Below are 18699 nucleotides of genomic sequence, written 5' to 3' on the forward strand. Positions count from 1 at the left end.
TCCAATTTAATTCCGCAAATAACTTTCCAAACGGTCGAGCCCTTCTTTTAGTGTATTCATCGAGTACGCATATGAAAGCCGGAAATATCCCTCTCCAAAGTCAGAGAAAGCACTTCCTGGAACCACAGCAAGTTTTACTTCATTTACTAATTCCATGCAAAAATCAAATGATGATATATTGGATGTTGGAATTTTGACAAAAAAGTAAAACGCGCCATCAGGCTTGATTACATCAAGTCCCATAGAATGGAGTCTGTTAAAGACATAATCCCGTCTTGAAGCATACTCCTGCTTCATTGGCAATGCGTCATCAATCCCGGCTGTCAAAGCCTCTAAAGCAGCCATTTGTGAAATAGAAGTCGCACACGTCACATTATATTGATGCACTTTCAGAATATGTTTCGCAAGATATTCAGGCGCAAATAGCATCCCTATTCGCCATCCAGTCATCGAGTGGGATTTGGAAAGTCCGTTAATGACAATTGTTTTTTCCTTCATGAACTGGGCAATTGAGACATGCTTCTGCTCATAAACAAGCTCACTGTAGATTTCATCCGCCAGGACAAAGATTTCCTTATCCTTAAGCAGCTGGGCTATTTCTTTCAGTTCTTCCTCATTTAAACTAACCCCGGTAGGATTTGAAGGATATGGGAGGACGATACACCTCGTTTTATCCGTAATCAGGCTTTCGATCAACCCTGCGGTCATCCTGAATTGTGTATTCCTGATGTCCGCATAGACTGGTGTAGCACCGCAAAGTTTGATAATTGGTTCATACCCTGGGTAAACAGGACCTGGGATGATAACTTCACATCCTTCTTCGAGAATGGTCCTAAAAGTAATGTCAATAGCCTCGCTTGCGCCTACTGTAATAATGACTTCATTATCCGCTGAATAATCAACATTATATTTTTTTTTGTAAAAATCTGCAGAAGCTTTCCTTAGCTGTATTAGTCCGGCGTTATGTGTATATGTAGTGATGTTCTGATCGATTGCTTTCTTGCCAGCTTCTTTGACATGTTCCGGTGTCGGAAAGTCAGGCTGGCCTATGGTCAAGGAAACCATGTCTTTTACATCTGCGACCATATTAAAGAATTTCCTGATTCCCGAGATTTCTATATTTTTCACCCTATTGTTAATTAAATGCTCCACGTCTTTCATCCCTCCGATTGAATATCACCATTTTACCATGCTGAAGCGAAAAGGTGTAAAAATCGTCTGCTCAAAAAATGAAGGTTATTTTCATTAAAGAGCGAATATTTATTATGATTGAAAAGTAAAGGGGAGAGTCTATTGAATCTGGAACAAATGAAACAGCATTATACAGAGTTTGATGTTTGGGTAAAATCCTTGAGAGATATTACAGATACCGAGTGGCAAATGCCTTTAGGTGAAGGTAAGTGGTCAGTTGCAGCAGTCGTTGCGCACCTGTTATTTTGGGATAAATATTCACTTGAAGAAAGGTTCCCATACTTTAAGGAAGGAGCTGTACTGCCTTCCTATCCTGATTTCCAGGGAGTCAACGACCGTGCTCGTGAATATGCGGAAAAGACAGCAACAAAAGATCAAGTGCTCGATGAACTGCTGGTGATTCGTAAAGAGTACCGAAAAATGCTTGATCAAATGGACAGTGATAAGCTGGCTGTTTCATTTAATATTTCCGATAACCACATGACGGTTGGAGCATATCTAATCGATTTTATCCAGCACGACCTTCATCATCAAAAGCAAGTAGGTACGGCATTAGGCAGGACATTGGTTAAATGATTTAGAGAAGTGAACCGAGAGCTTTCGGTTTGCTTTTTTATTTGGGCTATTATTTTAATTACATAAGTTCAATCTAACTACGCACCGAGATTCTCACACCTTCATCTAAACAGTTTAAATAATCCTGCCGATAAGAGGTATATAGTCCTAATTTTATAAAGAGAAGGTAGAAAATTATGAATGATAGCAGTATTCTATTAGAATCAGGCACGAATGAACTGGAAATTGTCGAGTTCGGCATTGGCGAGAATAAATTCGCGATAAATGTCATGAAAGTGAAAGAAATCCTCAATCCTGTACCGGTAGTGGCAATCCCGAACGCCCATCCATTTGTTGAGGGAATTATGGAACTAAGGGGAGAAGTGCTGCCAGTCATCAATGTAGCGGCCGCGCTAGGGCTTCAGGAATCGACAAATCCACAGCTTGATAAGTTCATCGTCGCGGAATTCAATCAGCTGAAAACGGTGTTCCATGTCCATATGGTTACGCAAATCCATCGCATCTCCTGGGCTCAAATTGAGAAGCCGTCAGATATGTATCAGGGACAGGAGAGCCAAATTATCGGAGTAATCAAGCTAGGAGGAGAAATGGTACTTTTCCTGGACTTTGAAAAAATCCTTCTTGAGATCAATCCTGAGTCTGGAATCAAAGTTAGCGATGTCAAGAAACTTGGTCCCAGGGAACGTTCCACGAAAAGAATCGTCATTGCGGAAGACTCTGCAATGTTAAGGAAAATGCTTCATGATACTTTGAGCGAAGCAGGATTCCAGTACCTTGAATTCTTTGAGAATGGCCAGGATTCCATAACCTACCTTGAACACCTGGCAGAGAATGTTGATGTTTTTTCAGAGTCAGTACAGCTTGTGATCACAGACATTGAAATGCCGCAGATGGATGGACATCATCTGACAAAGAGGATAAAAGAACATCCGGTTCTCGGAAGACTTCCTGTTATCATTTTTTCATCTTTAATCACGAATGAACTACGGCATAAGGGCAGTGTCGTAGGTGCCGATGCCCAGATCAGCAAGCCAGAGATTAGTGAATTGGTCCTGAAGATAGACGAATTGATTTTATAGTCAAAAAAACTGCAACCAAAAAAGAAAGCTGATTTTCAGCTTTCTTTTTGAGATAAGAGAGATTGAATTTCACTTAGAGAAATGTCTAGCTCCAGCGACTAGCCCCTCGAGACGCTTCGGTCATGCCAATGAAGTCAAAGAACGACTTCACTGGCATGACCTCTGAGGCACAGGACGTGCAGACCCGACAGCCACAGGACGTGGCGTTTTTGTCGGGCAGCGCTTGTCGAGGCTGACCAAGGCGCTTGCGCATTTCTTTTAAGGGTATCGTTCTCCAAGTTTCTTGAATACAGGTTTAGCATATTTCCTTGTCTTGCCTGCTCCGGAGGTCTCGTTGGATTCTTTCAATCCTGTGTAGGCTGACAATAACCTTTTAGCGTTGGTCAATGAAATGGTAGCCCTTGGATTCCTCACTGACTGATCGAGTTTTCCTAAATGGGGAAGCTGTTCGAAGTCCTGTTTAGTCGGCGGGATGTGGAATGTGTAATCACCGCAAACCACTAGTACGTCTGATTGCTGCTGGCTGTTTCTCGGATTATTTGAGAAATGGAGTCCAGTTTTTTTAGCTTTACCTTCCCGTAGCATTTTTTTTATCGCATCATGTTTTAACTGATATAAAAATTTCGGATTTGGAGCAGTCTTGGCATGACGGTTCACAGTGAAGATTGCTTGTGAGAGGTTCTCGATCGTTGGACGGAGTGGGGGGATCTTGTTCCTTTCATTATTCAATGGATAGGCTCCTTTCATTATTACGGCATTTGTTAAACCTATTTTCATTATACCCTTAATTTGGCTGATTGAGAAATAGAAGCCTTTTAATGGGGGACTATCTTGTGATTGTGACTCTCGTTCCGTTAGGTACTTGCCGTGCCAACTCAAGAACATCTTTGTTATGCATCCGGATGCATCCCTTCGAAACGGCCTTGCCAATCGACGCAGGGTTGTTTGTTCCATGAATGCCATATCCGAGTTTTGATAGCGACAGCCACATAGAGCCGTATGGTCCGCCGGGATTAGGTTCTCTGTTCACAATCACATATTCGCCAACCGGGGTTTGAGTTAGCATTTTCCCGATGCCTACAGGATAGGATTTTATCAGCCTGCCGGATTGAAAAAGTGTTAGCCTTTTGCTGCCCAATGAAACCGAAATCGAGTAGGGGATAGAAGCAGGGTCGGGAAGTCCCGGAATTGCGATTCGCTGGCCAGGATAGATAAGTGCTGGATTTGTGATACCAGGATTGGCCGTCAGGATTTGTTGAAGCGACCTGCGATAGTTAGCAGAAATCACTGCTAGCGTTTCGCCTCTTTTTACAATATGATACATCGAATCTCCTCCTCTAATGCAGTGTATGCTGGGTGATTGGGGAGGGCTCCATTCGAGTGTTAATTGTCGTTTTTTAGCGAAAAATTGTAAATTTTTAAAAAATAGTATCGTTTTTCCTTATTTTAAAGGGTAAAATAGGTACATAAAACTAGTTCGCAGTCATGAACCAGGTACTATTGTACTTCTGGAATGAGGATGGTTTGATGAATCAGATGAAGCAAACAAGAATAGCTAAAAGAAGAAGAGGCGTCTCTGCTTCGAAAAAAATAGAACAGATGATTTCAGATATCATCTTTAAACATGTGAAGGATCTTGTTTTTATCATGCAAGTCGAACCGGGTTACCAATTCCGTTATTTATTTGCCAATGAGAACGGCCTGCTCCATGCGGGGATGGCTGGTAGTGATATCGGAAGGACGATGGAAGAGGTTTTACCTCAAAAACATCTTAATCCTTTGAAACAACAATATATTAAGGCAGTGAAAGAGGGAGTGGAAGTTGCTTTCCTTGATGAAGTAGACATGGAAAATGACAATCAGGTTCTTGGAGAGACACTTCTGACCCCAGTCAAGGATGAAGACGGGGAAGTTCAATATGTTGTAGCGGTAACCAGGGATATGACAGAAAATTTCAAAGAAAAGATTAGATTGATTGATAGCGAGCAACGGTATCGTTCACTTATTGACCATAATCTGGATGCTGTTTTTTCAATTGATTTAAAGGGGAAGATCCTTGATGTCAACCCGGCGGCCCATTTATTGACAGGCTATACGGTCAAGCAGCTTAAATCAAGGAAAATCACTAGCTTGATATGTGAAAGTGACCTGCTGCTTTTTCAGGAAGTCTTATCTGATACGAAATTGGGTAATGCAAAGGAATCGCTCGATTGTCGGTTCATGCACAGAAATGGAAAGTTCCTGACGGTCCATCTGAAGACGATCCCCATTGTGATCCATTCTGAAATAAAGGGTATGTATTTCATTATCCGTGATCTTTCTGAGCAGGCAAAAAACACAGAACTGATCAAGTACATGGCCTTCCATGACCAGCTGACAGGATTGCGCAACAGACGCGCGCTCCTTGATCAACTGGATAGTCTTGTCAAAAATGAAAAGAAGCAAAAAGCCGAATTTGCCCTTTTGTTTCTTGATATAGATCGTTTCAAGTATTTGAATGATACACTTGGACATCTTGTTGGTGACCAGATTTTGAAGCAAGTAGCCGATCGATTGATCGACATCCAGAAAGAAAACTGTACGGTTTACAGACAGGGAGGCGATGAATTTATCATTCTCCTTGAAAAAACAGGCAGGCATAGTGCAGGAGAGTTTGCGCAAAAAGTATTATACAGGTTCAATGAATCTTTTTATTTTAATTCCCAGGAATATTATATTACACCAAGTATTGGAATAAGTATTTTCCCTAATGATGGGAAGGATGCTGAAACATTGATTAAACATGCTGATGAAGCTTTATATAGCGTGAAAGAAAAAGGAAAGGCCCATTATCAATTTTATCGCTCTGACATGCAGTCAACCGGGATAAATATCATTGCACTCGAGGCTCATTTGCGAAAAGCAATCGAACGCGACGAACTAGAACTCTATTATCAGCCACAGATCAATTTGCTTACCAATGAAACATCAAGCTTCGAAGCATTGCTGCGATGGAACAACAGCGAATTAGGCTTTATTTCACCAGCCGAATTCATCCCGCTGGCAGAGGACACTGGATTGATTATCCCGATTGGCAACTGGGTAATTGACGGAGCATGCCGACAAATAAAGGAATGGACGGAGAAGACAGGGAAGCCAATCAGGATAGCGATCAATATTTCTCCTAAGCAATTCATGCAATTAGATTTAGTACGGATCATCAAGAGTTCGATAGAAAAGTATAATATTGACCCATCTCTTCTGGAAATCGAAATTACCGAGGGTGCAATGCAAGATACAAAAGAGACGATCCCAATCCTGAAACGGTTGAAGGACTTAGGTATCCAAATCTCTGTAGATGATTTTGGAACTGGATACTCATCGCTTAGTTATTTGAAACAGTTTCCTATCGATGTGTTGAAAATTGATCAAAGTTTTATAAGAGATATAAAGTACAACGGCAAGGATGCCGCAATCATTACAACGATCATCCACTTGGGCAACAGTCTTGGAATGGAAGTGATTGCGGAGGGCGTCGAGGAACAGAGCCAGGTTGATTTCCTGACAAATGCCGATTGCGAAAAAGCGCAGGGGTACTTTTTTGCCAGACCATTAAGGGCACAGGAAGCAGAGGAAAAGTTCATCCTGAAAAGAAAAACAAGCAGCTGATCAGCTGCTTGTTTTTTCATTTTTTAAGGTGAAAATCGCAAGCTCAGGCTGGGATAAAAACCTGAAAGGAAGCCTGGTAGTTCCAAGGCCGCGATTCACGTATAGGGTTAGACCGCTGTTGCGGCCAACTGTATAGAAGCCCTCCATATATTTTTCGGCAAAAGGAGGAGTTACCAATGGTCCATAAAAGGGAATCTGGATTTGACCGCCATGGCTATGTCCGCTCAGCTGCAATTGAATCGGATATAGTGCAGCTTCTTCTGCTTTGTCAGGGGCATGGGATAAAAGGATGGTATATGAGTTATTTGGTACTTCGGCCATAGACGCGTTCAGGTCAGGCTTACCGAGCATAGCATCATCTATTCCAGCAATCCATATCGAACTGCCATCGAGTAGCTTGATGTTAGCTGAGGTGTTCAATAATAAAGAGAATCCTGATTGTTCCATTATCTGCTTAAAAAGATCGGATCCGTATCCACCATGGTCATGATTTCCGTATACGGCAAACTTTCCAAGAGGCGCATTCAAGTTGCTCAACATGGAAATAAGCTTGTTTTTTTCGGTGAAGTGTCTGGGGTCATCTAGTAAATCACCTGTAAAAACAATCAGGTCGGGATTCAGTTTATTGATTTGGGATATCAATTGCTTTAGCTGTTCCATCGTGTATTGGAATCCGATATGGGTATCGCTGAACTGAATGAGTTTCACTCCATTAAAACCAGATGGCAACGCCGCATTTTTAATAGTGTGACGGGTGATATCAAGCATGCGGGGTTCGACTTCACGTGCATAAAAATAGCCCCCTGTGCCGAGTCCACCAACAGTCAATAAAGTTCCAACTGCCCTTTTAATAAAAGTCCTCCGAGTGATTTGTTCAGACATGAAAAATACCAACCTATCTCCGAATTTTCTCTACTATACTAGCAAACAAACAAGGAAAATAGAAGTGCCATTTTAGGGAAAGGTCCTTATGCATGATGATTAAGTGTTTTTAATTAATGACAGAAGGGAAGAGAAATGAAACATGACAAACCCTTTATAGGTGAATGAAATTGAGGTGTTGTTGATGGAGGATTATGATATTAGAATGGAAATGATTTTTATTCCGGCAAAAAATGGGTATATAAAGGTTTTTGTTTATGGTTTTAATCATTTAGGAACGTGGGGGAATGCAGTAGCTGTCTTTAATGGTGTAAGTGCGACCGCAAAAGGGTTCAATAAGAAAAGGACAATTGTCAATTCGCTTGCCAAGCTTCACAGATCACTTGTGAAAAAGCGGAGAGAAAAATAATAGGTATTTTACAAATTAATCGTTGCTTTTTCCGAACATGCCGGTATTTGCTTTCTTTCGACTCTTGGGTAGAAGGATGTTGAAAAGATGTGAAAAGGTTCTATAAGCCCTAAATTGTACTTACAGATTAAATAAAAAGACAAGGCCGGAATAAACTCCAGCCTTATCCCATATTTTAACGGTAACTGACTGCTCTCGATTGCATCGCTTTCCAGGTTTCTATAAAGCGAGTCTTGTTCACTGGCACTTGTTTTCGGCCAGATAGGGGGTCATTCAGGTAGACTGTGGTTTCATTGAAACCGACCAGGACTACTGCATGTAAGTCTAGTGGCGTTTTGATGACCTCATTGCCATGCGTCCAGGATTCCCAGCGATTGGGCAGGCGATAGTCGCCTGTGGTCCATACAACTGCTGGATAACCAGCAGATACATGGTCCAGTACTGCGTCAAAATCCTTTCCGGTCAAATTGACGGCCCTGCCTGGTAAATAACGATTGATCAGATCAATCATTGGTTTATCGAAGACTGCATAGCCTGCGCGTTTTCCGGTCATATCTCCAACAAAACCTTCAACTGGGTTACCCCAGCTCAAAATATCACCATTTGCAGATCTTTTCAAAGGATCATTATCTTTTTTTATTTCCTTGAAAAGCTTCATTTTATCAGTATCAGCTCCGGCATATTTTAGCATCATTGCCAGGCTGGTTACTTCACATCCATATTTTAATTCTGGATTTTGTTTAATCAAGGGTACGTTCAGTAATGCCTCGCTTTTACGTTGTTGGTGTTGTTCTTGTTTCTGATTAGAGTTTGGGACCGCCATTTCCTGAAATTGCTCAGGACTTTCATTCATAATGATTGGTTCATTATTGGTTCTCTGAGTTTGTGCTTCATTTTCGGCGGGCGAGCCGTGGCTGCATCCAAGCAATGGAAGAAGAATGCCAATGAAATGCCACGTTTTCATGTCATCATCCTTCCATAAGCCTATATTTATTTTTAGTCACTGTGAGGATTTTATGATATGAGGAAAATGGAAACAGTGTAACTGAGGGAATAATCATATTATGGTAAAATCATTCATATCACATTTAATGGGTAGAAAAATGATTATTAATGGTATTCGGCTGCAATAACATTTTGAAGGGAGGCTTTAGATTGAATTGGATGCTCTGGATATTTTAACCGACCTTGAACATGTCGTTCCTTTTTTTCAGCCGATTTTTAATGCAGAGGAGCATAAAATAATTGGGTATGAAATTTTAGGAAGGTATATAAACGGAATTGATGATATAAGTCTCGGGCCTTTTTTTCAGGATGATACCATCCCGGAAGAGTATCGGATTGAAGTGGATAATGTCGTATTCAACAAAGCGATGGAAGTTGCCTCTCATTCAGGAGAACAGGATCTTTTATGGTTTGTTAACAGAGATGCAGGATTGTTGATGATGGATGATGGAGAAGGATTTTTGCAACTGATCATTTCTTTCCAGGAAAAAGGGATCAATCCTGAGCACATTGTTCTTGAAATTTCTGACCGCAACGAACATAGCATAGAGCATCTAATCAACTACTACAAATCCTTTGGAATTAAAATCGCGATGGATAAGGTCGGCAGTGAAAGCAGCAATTTTGAGCGAATAGCGGGTATTGAACCTGAAATCCTGAAAATTGATATGTCTTCGCTAAGATCCAATAACGCAGGCCCTGCTTACATAGATGTCCTCCATTCCTTATCAATACTTGCCCGCAAAATAGGTGCAACCCTATTGTTTGAAAATATCGAAACCCCCTACCAGCTTCAGTTTGCCTGGAAGAATGGAGGCAGGTTTTATCAAGGATTTTATCTGAAGAAACCTCAAAAGGAATTAGTGGAAAAAGATATCCTGAAGGAAAAATTAAAGTTAGAAATTCATGGATTCATCTTATCCGAGAAGAAACGAATTCAATCTTTTTTTGACTTGAGAATCGAGTTGCACACAAAGTTCCAGGAACTGATAACCCGGAATAAAAAGGGACAAAATCCAAGTGAGTTCCTCCTCTCTATTGGAGAAAGCGTTAATGGGATTGCATTCCGGATGTATATATGTGACGAAGATGGATTCCAACTATCACCAAACCTTTATAAATCAGGAGATCAGTGGCTTCTCCAGCCAAAATACGAGGGCAAGAATTGGAGTTGGCGCCCGTATTTCCTCGAGAACATCATCAGAATGAGAACAGGAAAAAAAGGGATTCTGTCAGACCGCTACAGTGATATTGAAACAGGGGAGGTCATCCGGACGTTTTCGCTGCCTTTGAATGAAGCAAAATTTTTATTTGTAGATTTAAGCGCGTCTTTTCTCAATGAACGTGAAGGGTTATTTTAACAAGCGGAAAAGCGCATAGGAAGGCCAAATATGTACAATTTATAGATACAGCCTTCTATAAAGGGGGATTTCACATGAGTATCTATATGACAATGCTTTTATTGGCAGGCGCAGGGGTGCTGGTTGCTGGCCTTTTCTATACCTGGTCTTTCGGGAAGGGACAGAAAAGGGCTCATGGCAATTTGGATTCCCAGATCCCTGGTGCAGTACAGGAGCACGCTTATATCCGCAACCCGGTTTTTTTGACATATATAATCGTTCTTTCCATTGCCCTGTTGTTTGTCGTTTATTTTGCGGTGACCACAGGGACCAGATATTAACCTCCGAAACGGGGGTTATTTTTTTCGGTGAAAAGGCTCCCTGATAAAACTACAATTTTTTTAACATTTGCGTTAGTTCGAGTCAGATAAGGGTAAATTGATATTGTAAAACAAGTTTTGTGTCAGATGCTGAAGTTATTTTACGAATGAATTTCGTAATCAAATAGGGTAAATGTTGGTAGAATTGTATTTACTAGTCATCATGGAGGAGGGGGAGAAAATGGACAAGCGGTTAAAGCTATTATTTTTGTTTTTATCATTTTTGTTATTTTTGGTACCGGCCAATGCATATGCCAAGTCAGGTTTGGATGGCAGGGAAGACGTTTTCACATTCCTCGAAAAAGCGTTTGACTCACAGGTTTCCTTAAGTGAAAAAGGTAGGACTATGAAGGAAATTGAAGGAGTACTGGATCCTTATTTTACAGAAGGCTATAAAGCCCGATTCATTGAAGAGAATGTTGTAGGGCAGGAAAATGAATATCAAACTTATGGAACCGACTTCGCGCCATATTTTATTCCGTTTTACGCTTTTTCAGAAAAGACGAAAGTGGTGGAAATGGAGAACGAAATATATGTAGTCGAGTTTTTCCCTGGCAATGCTGAAGGTCCTGTAAGTTATGAAGACCATTATGAAGGCTTGAAGCTTGTTAATGAGGATGGTAACTGGAAGGTAGCTGATTACCTTTATGATCAGGTTCCACAGGAAGTAATCAATAAAGCCTATCCGGAAAAAGCGAAGGAGCAGCAACAGGCTGTAAATCCTGAAGAAAAGTCGATGATCGGAAAAATAGTATTTGGCCCGAATTTCTCAACCCTGAAGACGTTCATGGAGTTAGGTGTAATCTTCAAGAATGAGAACAGGACATTATTATTCGGGTTATTATAAAAAGTATTAAGCGTGAAATCCGAAATGAGATTTCACGCTTTAATTTTTATTCTTTGATATCCAATACCTTTTTCAACCTCTCAAGGTCAAAGCCTGTGATGACTTCTTCTCCAATCACGATCGTTGGTGTGGAATAGGAGTTGTAAGTGTTCGTAAGCTCCTGCCTGCTTTGTTCATCTTCGTTGATGTTTTTCTCTGTATAGGAAAAGCCGAATTCATTTAGGAACATTTTAATGATTTTGCAGGGAGGGCATTCGTTCTGGGTGTAAACAATAATGTCGTTCATTTTAATGGGTTCCTCCGGTAGTCTTATTCAAATAATGAGCTAGTCCCATGGCACTGACATTTACATCAAGATATAGCAGCTCATATATCGGATGCGTATCTGGCAGTCCTTGCTGGGTCAAGTGAATTTTAATTTTATCATAAAGTTTCTGTGTAATGTGCTCAACTTGTTTGCCTTCATGCTTTTCCTCTAAAACGACCTGTTTTGCTTCTTCAATGAAAACTTTAAGCCAACTCTCCACTTGCCTGAAAGCTTCAGACGGGTTTTCAGACATGCCATAATGTCCAAAATAAATTCGCTCTAACCCTAGCTCCTTAAAACGACTCATTGAATGAAGCATCTTTTCTGGGTCAAACTGGTTTGGCGATGTCGTAGGAAGGTAAAATTCAATGCCTTCGCGGTCGAGCTGCGGATAAAAGATTCCAGCAGTGTCACCAGAGAAAATGCCGTTAGTGAGCGGGTGGTAGATGCTGAAGTGGTGGTTGGCATGGCCTGGCGTATCTAAAAATTTTAGTGTAAGCTTCTCACTAATTTTCAGTGTGCCGCCTTCACCTTGTATCATAAGGCGTTCCTCGGGGATTTCAACGATTGGGTCGAATAGTTGCGAAAACTTATCGCCATATACAGCTTTTGCACCCATAATCAATCTTGATGGATCAGCTAGATGTCTGGCACCCTTTGGATGTACAACTACTTTCGCATTTGGGCAATGCTGTAGCATCAAGCCCGCCCCTCCCGCATGGTCGAGGTGTATATGTGTCACGATTATGTATGAGATATCGGCCGGAGATACACCAAGTGTTTTTAAGCCTTCAAGGATATAGGGAATGGAGGGGCTTGCGGATGTTTCTATAAGCGTCACCTTTTCTTCCGTTAAAACATATGTACCGGTGCGTTCCGCCATATTTAAATCAAAATCATCGATAAGAAAGACATTTTCGGATAGTTGTACTGGTTTTTTCAAAAAATCACTCCTTTTCAAAGCTTTTACTTGTACATCGTCTGACAATATTTTATTCTGTTAATATTGACATGTAAAGAATTATGTATAGAAAATTCTGAAATCATTTTACATGGATATAAATATGCCAATTGCAAAATCTATTTATAAGTTATTGGTTTTTGTTTTGAAAGGAGAGGGAGCAATGTCACAGCTTCAAGGAATTATCACTCGATTAAAGAATCTGCAAGAGCAGTCCAATGGAGGAGAACCTGCTCAACGCTTTTTTGAAGTGAATGGTGAGCGTAAGTGCCAGGTTACATACCATCCAAAAACTGAAACATACGAATTGGAAATATACAATGACAAAGAAAAGCCTAAGAAATATCAATTCGACAACATTGATATGATTACAATCGAGATCTTTGATCTTATTCAGTAATTAACAATGAAAAATGGGACCCATCTGTGGTCCTTTTTTATATCCATGTTTTTGGGAGAACTAAATAAAAGCCTCTTTATACATTTTGTGATAAAATGTAATGGAAAGAAATCCATTTTAGGGAGTTTTCGCCATGATTAGTCTTTACAGCGGTGAGTTTTTGGAAGTGTCGATTCGCGACCTGATGATCCCTTCTGAGCGCGTAGCCCACGTCCAAGTTGGCAATAGCCTGGAGCATGCTCTTCTTGTTTTAACAAAGAGCGGGTATACTGCAATTCCTGTACTTGATCCTCATTATCGTTTAATGGGTTTAATCAGTACACCTATCATAATGGATTCAATTCTCGGCCTGGAAAGAATCGAGTTTGAGCAGCTTGAGAAGAAACGAGTCGAAGAAGCCATGAATATGAAAATACCAAGAGTCAACATCCACTCAACTCTTCAATCCTCCTTAGACCTTCTTGTAGATCACCCATTTCTCTGTATAGAAGATGACTCAGGTTTCTTTGAGGGTATTCTGACAAGACGGACCGTATTGCTGAAATTGACCAAGCAAGTAAAAAGGTATAATAAGAAATAGTATGCATAACGCAGCTCCCGGATACGGGGGCTGAATTTTTTACTTCTCTAGAGGTGTGTTATGGGACAAGCCGAACAAAAAATGAACAAGAGGAAAACGAAACGCTCTTTTGTCTTGGCAACGGTCATGCTCGCCATGTTTATGGGAGCTGTTGAAGGGACGATCGTTTCTACTGCTATGCCAGCAATCGTCGGCGATCTGGGTGGTTTTGCGTTATACAGCTGGGTTTTCTCTGCCTATTTGCTTATGAATGCAGTTACAGTTCTTATTTATGGGAAATTATCCGATTTATTTGGCAGGAAACCGATATTAACATTTGGGATTATCGTTTTCTTGATTGGTTCGATCTTATCCGGGACGGCTGAAACGATGGAAATGCTGATTTTATACCGGTTCATCCAGGGGTTTGGAGCCGGTGCCGTCATGCCGATTGCCACTACAATTGTAGGGGATATCTATTCAAGGGAAGAAAGGGCGAAGATACAGGGGTATCTCTCCAGTGTATGGGGGATTTCAGCTATATCGGGACCGGCACTTGGTGGTTTGCTAGTAGAATATGCAAGCTGGAGATATGTCTTCTGGATCAATGTTCCACTCGGTATCCTTGCAATCGCAGGTCTTTGGCTTTATCTTCATGAAGATATTGAGAAAAAGAAGCATAAGATTGACTATCATGGAGCAGTGCTCCTTACTGTGGCGATAAGTTCACTGATGATTGTCCTGGTCGAAGCGGGAGCAAATTGGGCGTGGACATCTCCAAAAACGATCGGCCTGATCAGCTTGAGTGTCCTGACCTTGATCCTCTTTATTTTTCAAGAGAGAAGGGCAGAAGAGCCGATGATGCCATTTAATATTTGGCGTGAACGGTCAATATTCATTGCGAATATGACTTCCTTGACAACCGGTGTCATGCTGATTGGTATCTCAAGCTTTTTGCCTGCATTTGTACAGGGAGTCATGGAGAGGTCTCCGATTGTGGCTGGTTTCACCTTGACGGCCATGTCAATAGGATGGCCAATAGCAGCGGCTGTCAGCGGTCGCCTGCTCTTGAGAATCGGCTATCGCAAGACTTCTTTGTTTGGGGGTGCAGCATTGATTATCGGCAGTATCCTGTTCGTCACCCTGACGCCTGAAGCAGGTCCATTATGGGCTGCAGCAGGATCGTTTTTCGTTGGAGTGGGGATGGGTCTTACTAGTACGGCATTCATTGTTTCTATCCAAAGTACAGTTGCCTGGCAGCAAAGAGGGATTGCAACCGCAGCCAATATGTTCATGAGAAACCTGGGCAATACAGTGGGAGCTGCCTTGCTCGGTGGAGTGCTTAACAGCAGCATCCTGAGCTATATGAAAAAGAATGGAGCAACAGACCAGGATCTCACGATTGATACAGCGAATGTTCTGCTCAATGAATCAGAGCGAATGAAGCTTCCCGCAGATTTGAAGACAATCCTTCAAGATGCGTTAACAAATGCACTTCATTCGGTTTACATTGTCGTTTTCATTTTTGCTATTGTCAGTTTGCTGTTCATCTTATTCTTGCCTAAAAAGGAAACTGCAGAGTAATCTGCAGTTTTTTATCATAATGTAATTGGTGAAGTTTTCATTTATAATATAAGAAAAACTTATTAAGAGGTTCAGTTATGTCATCTATTTCTGAGTTTCATTTGTTATCTGTGCTGGCGCAGGAAATGAATATGAGGAAGGCCGCGGAGAGATTATTTGTATCCCAGCCTGCTTTGTCCCAGCGGCTGCAATCAATCGAGAAGGATTGGGGTACCAAGCTTTTTCTCCGTTCCCAAAAAGGGCTGACTTTAACACCTGCAGGAGAAGTCGTAATCCAATTTGTCAATGAGACTATTGCCAGAGAGGAAAAAGCTAGGGAATCAATTCATGCATTAAATTCAGAGGTGTATGGAACCCTTAAAATAGCTGTTGCTTCTATTGTCGGTCAAAACTGGCTCCCTCAGGTTTTGAAGAAATACGTAAGCCGTTACCCCCAGGCGAAAATTTCGCTTGTTACAGGGTGGAGCAGTGAAATATCAAAGGCACTATATGAAGATCAAGTGCACATCGGAATCATCAGAGGCACACCAGACTGGAAGGGTGTCAAAATCCACTTATTCAAGGACAGTCTGTATTTGGTTGACACGGAAATAACAAGTCCTGAACAAGTGTTGGATACAGACCGGCCGTTTATCCAGTTTAAAAGTGATTCGAATTACTACCAGGAAATCCAGGATTGGTGGTTACGGCAATTCCAGACAGCGCCAAAAAGGACAATAATCGTAGACCAGATTGAAACTTGCAAACAAATGACTTTCAACGGAATTGGCTACGCAATCCTCCCGGCAATAACACTGAATGGAGCGGAGAAAGATATCTTTAAAGTCCCGCTGCATGATGAAAATAATGAACCACTGGGCAGGGACACCTGGCTTCTTGGCTATGAATCAGCTTTCCAGTTAAAACAAGTACAAGCTTTCATAGAGATCGTCAAAGAACATATAGTCGAGACCAAAAAATCATAAAAGTAGTTTTTCTTGTTTTAAAAACTTTTGTTTGATAAAGTAATTTTTAGAAAAGGCTATTTCCGTGCAGTCGCTTTAGTACATTAACTCTGTATAAAAGTAACTTGATAGCGGAAATAGACTGCGATCACATACATAATTGGAGGTAAAGTATATGAAAATGATGGATGCTAACGAAATTATTTCGTTTATTCAAAATAGCAAAAAAGCCACTCCGGTAAAGGTTTATATTAAGGGTGACCTGGAAGGAATCGATTTTGGCGAGAATACGAAGACGTTCATCTCAGGCAATACAGGCGTTATTTTCGGCGAGTGGGCTGAAATCAATCCTGCAATCGAAGCAAACCAGGCTAAAATTGAAGAGTATGTCGTAGAGAACGACCGCAGAAATTCGGCTATCCCATTACTGGACATGAAGAATATCAAAGCACGCATTGAACCAGGTGCGATCATCAGGGACCAGGTAGAAATCGGTGATAATGCTGTTATTATGATGGGGGCTTCAATTAATATCGGCGCTGTTGTAGGCGAGGGTACTATGATTGACATGAACGTTGTACTAGGCGGACGTGCAACAGTCGGAAAGAACTGCCACATCGGTGCAGGTTCTGTACTTGCTGGTGTTATCGAGCCACCTTCAGCGAAGCCAGTCGTAGTTGAGGATGATGTAGTAATCGGAGCGAACGCTGTTGTCCTTGAAGGCGTTACAGTTGGGAAGGGTGCAGTTGTTGCTGCAGGCGCTATTGTCATCGACGATGTACCTCCTTATACAGTGGTAGCTGGAACACCAGCACGCGTCATCAAGGAAATCGATGAAAAAACAAAATCAAAAACCGAAATCAAGCAGGAGCTTCGCCAGCTTTAATAGCAAGAAACATAAAGCGCAAGCGCCTCGTTCAGCCCCGACAAGCGCTGGAGCGCCGACCAGTGAAGTCGCTCTTTGACTTCATTGGGCGGACCGAAACCGAAATGTATAGCCGACTGCCCGGAAACGCAGAAACTGGAGACTCCGACAAAGAAGCGCTTTTTGCTTCTGACGGCGGAGTTGAAGTTTCGGAGTTTCTAGGAGGCGAAACTAGACAAATCGAAATGCGGAGGCGACTGTCCAACTCCGACAAGCGCTGGAGGGTCTGCCAGTGAAGTCGGTCTTTGACTTCATTGGCAGGACCGAAGCGTCTCGAGGAGTTAGGAGCCGCAGCTAGACAAGCGACTCGAGCTGCTCAAAGCTAACGCTTCTCGCAAGATACTCCAGGAAGCCTTTTCAGGATGAAAACTGGCTAGGCGCTGAGCTGGATTAAGACCACTACCTGTAGTTATCTACAACTAAATCATTTTAATATTTCCTAAACAGCAAGAAAGCGTGGATATTAGGTCCGCGCTTTCTTTTATAAGGAGAGAATTCTATGGATTTTAATACTTTTATTAAAATTAGAAGAGATTTGCACCAGATTCCTGAACTTGGTTTCAAGGAGTTCAAAACGCAGGCCTATCTTCTTGATTATTTAAGCAGTCTCCCTCAGGACCGCCTGGAAATCAAGACATGGAAGACTGGGATCTTTGTCAAGATCAAGGGAAGTAATCCAAAGAAGACGATTGGTTACAGGGCAGACATCGACGGTCTTCCAATCACAGAGGCAACTGGTTTAGAATTCAAATCCCTTCATGAAGGACAGATGCATGCATGTGGGCATGATTTTCATATGTCCATCGCACTAGGGTTGATTTCATACTTCGTTGCTCACCCAATTGAAGATCATTTGCTGTTCATTTTCCAGCCTGCTGAGGAAGGACCGGGTGGTGCAGAACCCTTGCTTAAGACAGCTATCATGGAGGAATGGAAGCCTGATATGATTATTGCTTTGCATATTGCTCCCGAGTATCCGGTTGGCACGATTGCAACAAGAGAAGGACTTCTTTTCGCCAATACTTCCGAACTGTTCATTGACCTTGAGGGGAAGGGCGGGCATGCAGCTTATCCGCACCAAACAAATGATATGGTCGTTGCAGCATGTGCTCTTGTAAATCAACTACAGTCTGTTGTTTCAAGGAATATAGACCCTCTAGACAGTGCCGTTATCACGATTGGCAAGATAACCGGAGGAACCGTACAAAACATCATCGCAGAAACATCAAGACTTGAAGGTACCATTCGCACACTGTCTGTTGAATCGATGGCGAAAGTGAAAGAGAGGATTGAGGCACTGGTCAAGGGAGTCGAAGTAGGATATCAATGCAGGACTTCGATTGACTATGGGGCGATGTACCACCAAGTTTATAATAATGAAGAACTGGCACGTGATTTTATCGCCTTTGCTGAGAAAAAGGGAAATATCGACGTGATTGTTTGTAAAGAAGCAATGACTGGAGAAGACTTTGGTTATATGCTTAAAGAGATTCCTGGCTTCATGTTCTGGCTCGGTGTTAATTCTGAACATGGGCTACATCATGCCAAACTGAACCCGGATGAGAATGCCATCAAGACCGCCGTTGATTTATTGACTAAGTATATTGAATACAAAAGTAATTGAACCACAACCCTATCCATCTGACTTTCGTTTTGTTTTAT

The 18699-nt window shown here is 41.7% G+C and carries 21 protein-coding genes; 14 read left to right on the forward strand and 7 right to left on the reverse strand.

Annotated elements, in window-relative coordinates:
- Positions 1-6 precede the first annotated feature (6 nt).
- Positions 7-1152 carry an aminotransferase A gene (locus DYI25_RS02260; protein ID WP_213366582.1) on the reverse strand — a complete coding sequence of 382 codons (1146 nt, stop codon included), beginning with the start codon at positions 1150-1152 and terminating at the stop codon, positions 7-9.
- Positions 1153-1293: 141 nt separating this feature from the next.
- On the opposite strand from DYI25_RS02260, the gene DYI25_RS02265 reads away from it, so the two are divergent.
- Positions 1294-1767, forward strand: coding sequence for a DinB family protein (locus DYI25_RS02265; protein WP_249745213.1), 474 nt, complete (start codon positions 1294-1296; stop codon positions 1765-1767).
- A gap of 176 nt (positions 1768-1943) precedes the next feature.
- Positions 1944-2846: a chemotaxis protein gene (locus DYI25_RS02270; RefSeq protein ID WP_213366584.1), complete on the forward strand. Its 903-nt coding sequence runs from the start codon at positions 1944-1946 to the stop codon at positions 2844-2846.
- Positions 2847-3104: 258 nt separating this feature from the next.
- On the opposite strand, the gene DYI25_RS02275 is transcribed toward DYI25_RS02270, so the two are convergent.
- Both DYI25_RS02275 and DYI25_RS02280 read right to left on the reverse strand, forming a co-directional pair.
- Positions 3105-3593 (reverse strand): YkyB family protein, encoded by a 489-nt coding sequence (locus DYI25_RS02275; RefSeq protein WP_213369345.1) that lies wholly within the window; start codon positions 3591-3593, stop codon positions 3105-3107.
- Positions 3594-3672: 79 nt separating this feature from the next.
- Positions 3673-4170: a L,D-transpeptidase family protein gene (locus tag DYI25_RS02280; protein WP_213366586.1), complete on the reverse strand. Its 498-nt coding sequence runs from the start codon at positions 4168-4170 to the stop codon at positions 3673-3675.
- Positions 4171-4373: 203 nt separating this feature from the next.
- Here DYI25_RS02280 and DYI25_RS02285 point away from each other — a divergent pair, with 203 nt between their 5' ends.
- Entirely contained in the window at positions 4374-6494 is a 2121-nt protein-coding gene (locus tag DYI25_RS02285; RefSeq protein WP_249745215.1) for an EAL domain-containing protein, read from the forward strand.
- On the opposite strand, the gene DYI25_RS02290 is transcribed toward DYI25_RS02285, so the two are convergent.
- A complete protein-coding gene (locus tag DYI25_RS02290; protein ID WP_213366589.1) occupies positions 6495-7376 on the reverse strand; it encodes a metallophosphoesterase in 882 nt (293 codons plus the stop codon).
- 184 nt (positions 7377-7560) lie between these two features.
- Here DYI25_RS02290 and DYI25_RS02295 point away from each other — a divergent pair, with 184 nt between their 5' ends.
- A complete protein-coding gene (locus DYI25_RS02295) occupies positions 7561-7785 on the forward strand; it encodes a hypothetical protein (protein ID WP_213366591.1) in 225 nt (74 codons plus the stop codon).
- A 175-nt stretch (positions 7786-7960) separates the two neighbouring features.
- Here DYI25_RS02295 and DYI25_RS02300 read toward each other — a convergent pair whose 3' ends face one another.
- Positions 7961-8749 carry a C39 family peptidase gene (locus tag DYI25_RS02300; protein ID WP_213366593.1) on the reverse strand — a complete coding sequence of 263 codons (789 nt, stop codon included), beginning with the start codon at positions 8747-8749 and terminating at the stop codon, positions 7961-7963.
- A 196-nt stretch (positions 8750-8945) separates the two neighbouring features.
- Between DYI25_RS02300 and DYI25_RS02305 the strand changes: the two genes are divergently transcribed.
- From DYI25_RS02305 to DYI25_RS02315, 3 genes are all read left to right on the forward strand, one after another.
- A complete protein-coding gene (locus tag DYI25_RS02305) occupies positions 8946-10151 on the forward strand; it encodes an EAL domain-containing protein (protein WP_213366594.1) in 1206 nt (401 codons plus the stop codon).
- 74 nt (positions 10152-10225) lie between these two features.
- Complete coding sequence (locus DYI25_RS02310) at positions 10226-10471, forward strand: hypothetical protein (protein ID WP_213366595.1); 246 nt, start codon at positions 10226-10228, stop codon at positions 10469-10471.
- Between the two features lie 220 nt (positions 10472-10691).
- A complete protein-coding gene (locus tag DYI25_RS02315; RefSeq protein ID WP_213366598.1) occupies positions 10692-11357 on the forward strand; it encodes a DUF3993 domain-containing protein in 666 nt (221 codons plus the stop codon).
- A gap of 46 nt (positions 11358-11403) precedes the next feature.
- Here the strand turns inward: DYI25_RS02315 and DYI25_RS02320 are convergent, their stop codons facing one another.
- Both DYI25_RS02320 and DYI25_RS02325 read right to left on the reverse strand, forming a co-directional pair.
- Positions 11404-11643, reverse strand: a complete 240-nt coding sequence (locus DYI25_RS02320) for a glutaredoxin family protein (protein WP_213366600.1) — start codon at positions 11641-11643, stop codon at positions 11404-11406.
- A 1-nt stretch (position 11644) separates the two neighbouring features.
- The gene (locus DYI25_RS02325; RefSeq protein ID WP_213366602.1) at positions 11645-12607 is read right to left on the reverse strand and encodes an MBL fold metallo-hydrolase; all 963 of its coding nucleotides are present in this window, start codon (positions 12605-12607) and stop codon (positions 11645-11647) included.
- 181 nt (positions 12608-12788) lie between these two features.
- Between DYI25_RS02325 and DYI25_RS02330 the strand changes: the two genes are divergently transcribed.
- From DYI25_RS02330 to DYI25_RS02360, 7 genes are all read left to right on the forward strand, one after another.
- Entirely contained in the window at positions 12789-13025 is a 237-nt protein-coding gene (locus DYI25_RS02330; protein ID WP_023627836.1) for a YkuJ family protein, read from the forward strand.
- A gap of 133 nt (positions 13026-13158) precedes the next feature.
- A complete protein-coding gene (gene cbpB / locus DYI25_RS02335) occupies positions 13159-13605 on the forward strand; it encodes a cyclic-di-AMP-binding protein CbpB (protein ID WP_213366604.1) in 447 nt (148 codons plus the stop codon).
- 60 nt (positions 13606-13665) lie between these two features.
- Positions 13666-15168 (forward strand): MDR family MFS transporter, encoded by a 1503-nt coding sequence (locus tag DYI25_RS02340; RefSeq protein WP_213366606.1) that lies wholly within the window; start codon positions 13666-13668, stop codon positions 15166-15168.
- A gap of 77 nt (positions 15169-15245) precedes the next feature.
- Entirely contained in the window at positions 15246-16133 is an 888-nt protein-coding gene (locus DYI25_RS02345; RefSeq protein WP_213366608.1) for a LysR family transcriptional regulator, read from the forward strand.
- Between the two features lie 154 nt (positions 16134-16287).
- Entirely contained in the window at positions 16288-16998 is a 711-nt protein-coding gene (gene dapD / locus DYI25_RS02350; RefSeq protein WP_213366610.1) for a 2,3,4,5-tetrahydropyridine-2,6-dicarboxylate N-acetyltransferase, read from the forward strand.
- Between the two features lie 62 nt (positions 16999-17060).
- Positions 17061-17273: a hypothetical protein gene (locus DYI25_RS02355; protein ID WP_213366612.1), complete on the forward strand. Its 213-nt coding sequence runs from the start codon at positions 17061-17063 to the stop codon at positions 17271-17273.
- Between the two features lie 263 nt (positions 17274-17536).
- Positions 17537-18661, forward strand: coding sequence for an N-acetyldiaminopimelate deacetylase (locus DYI25_RS02360; RefSeq protein WP_213366614.1), 1125 nt, complete (start codon positions 17537-17539; stop codon positions 18659-18661).
- The last annotated feature ends 38 nt before the right edge of the window (positions 18662-18699 follow it).

Origin of the sequence: Mesobacillus boroniphilus, assembly GCF_018424685.1 — a bacterium.
Taxonomy (GTDB): Bacteria; Bacillota; Bacilli; order Bacillales; family Cytobacillaceae; genus Mesobacillus; species Mesobacillus boroniphilus_A.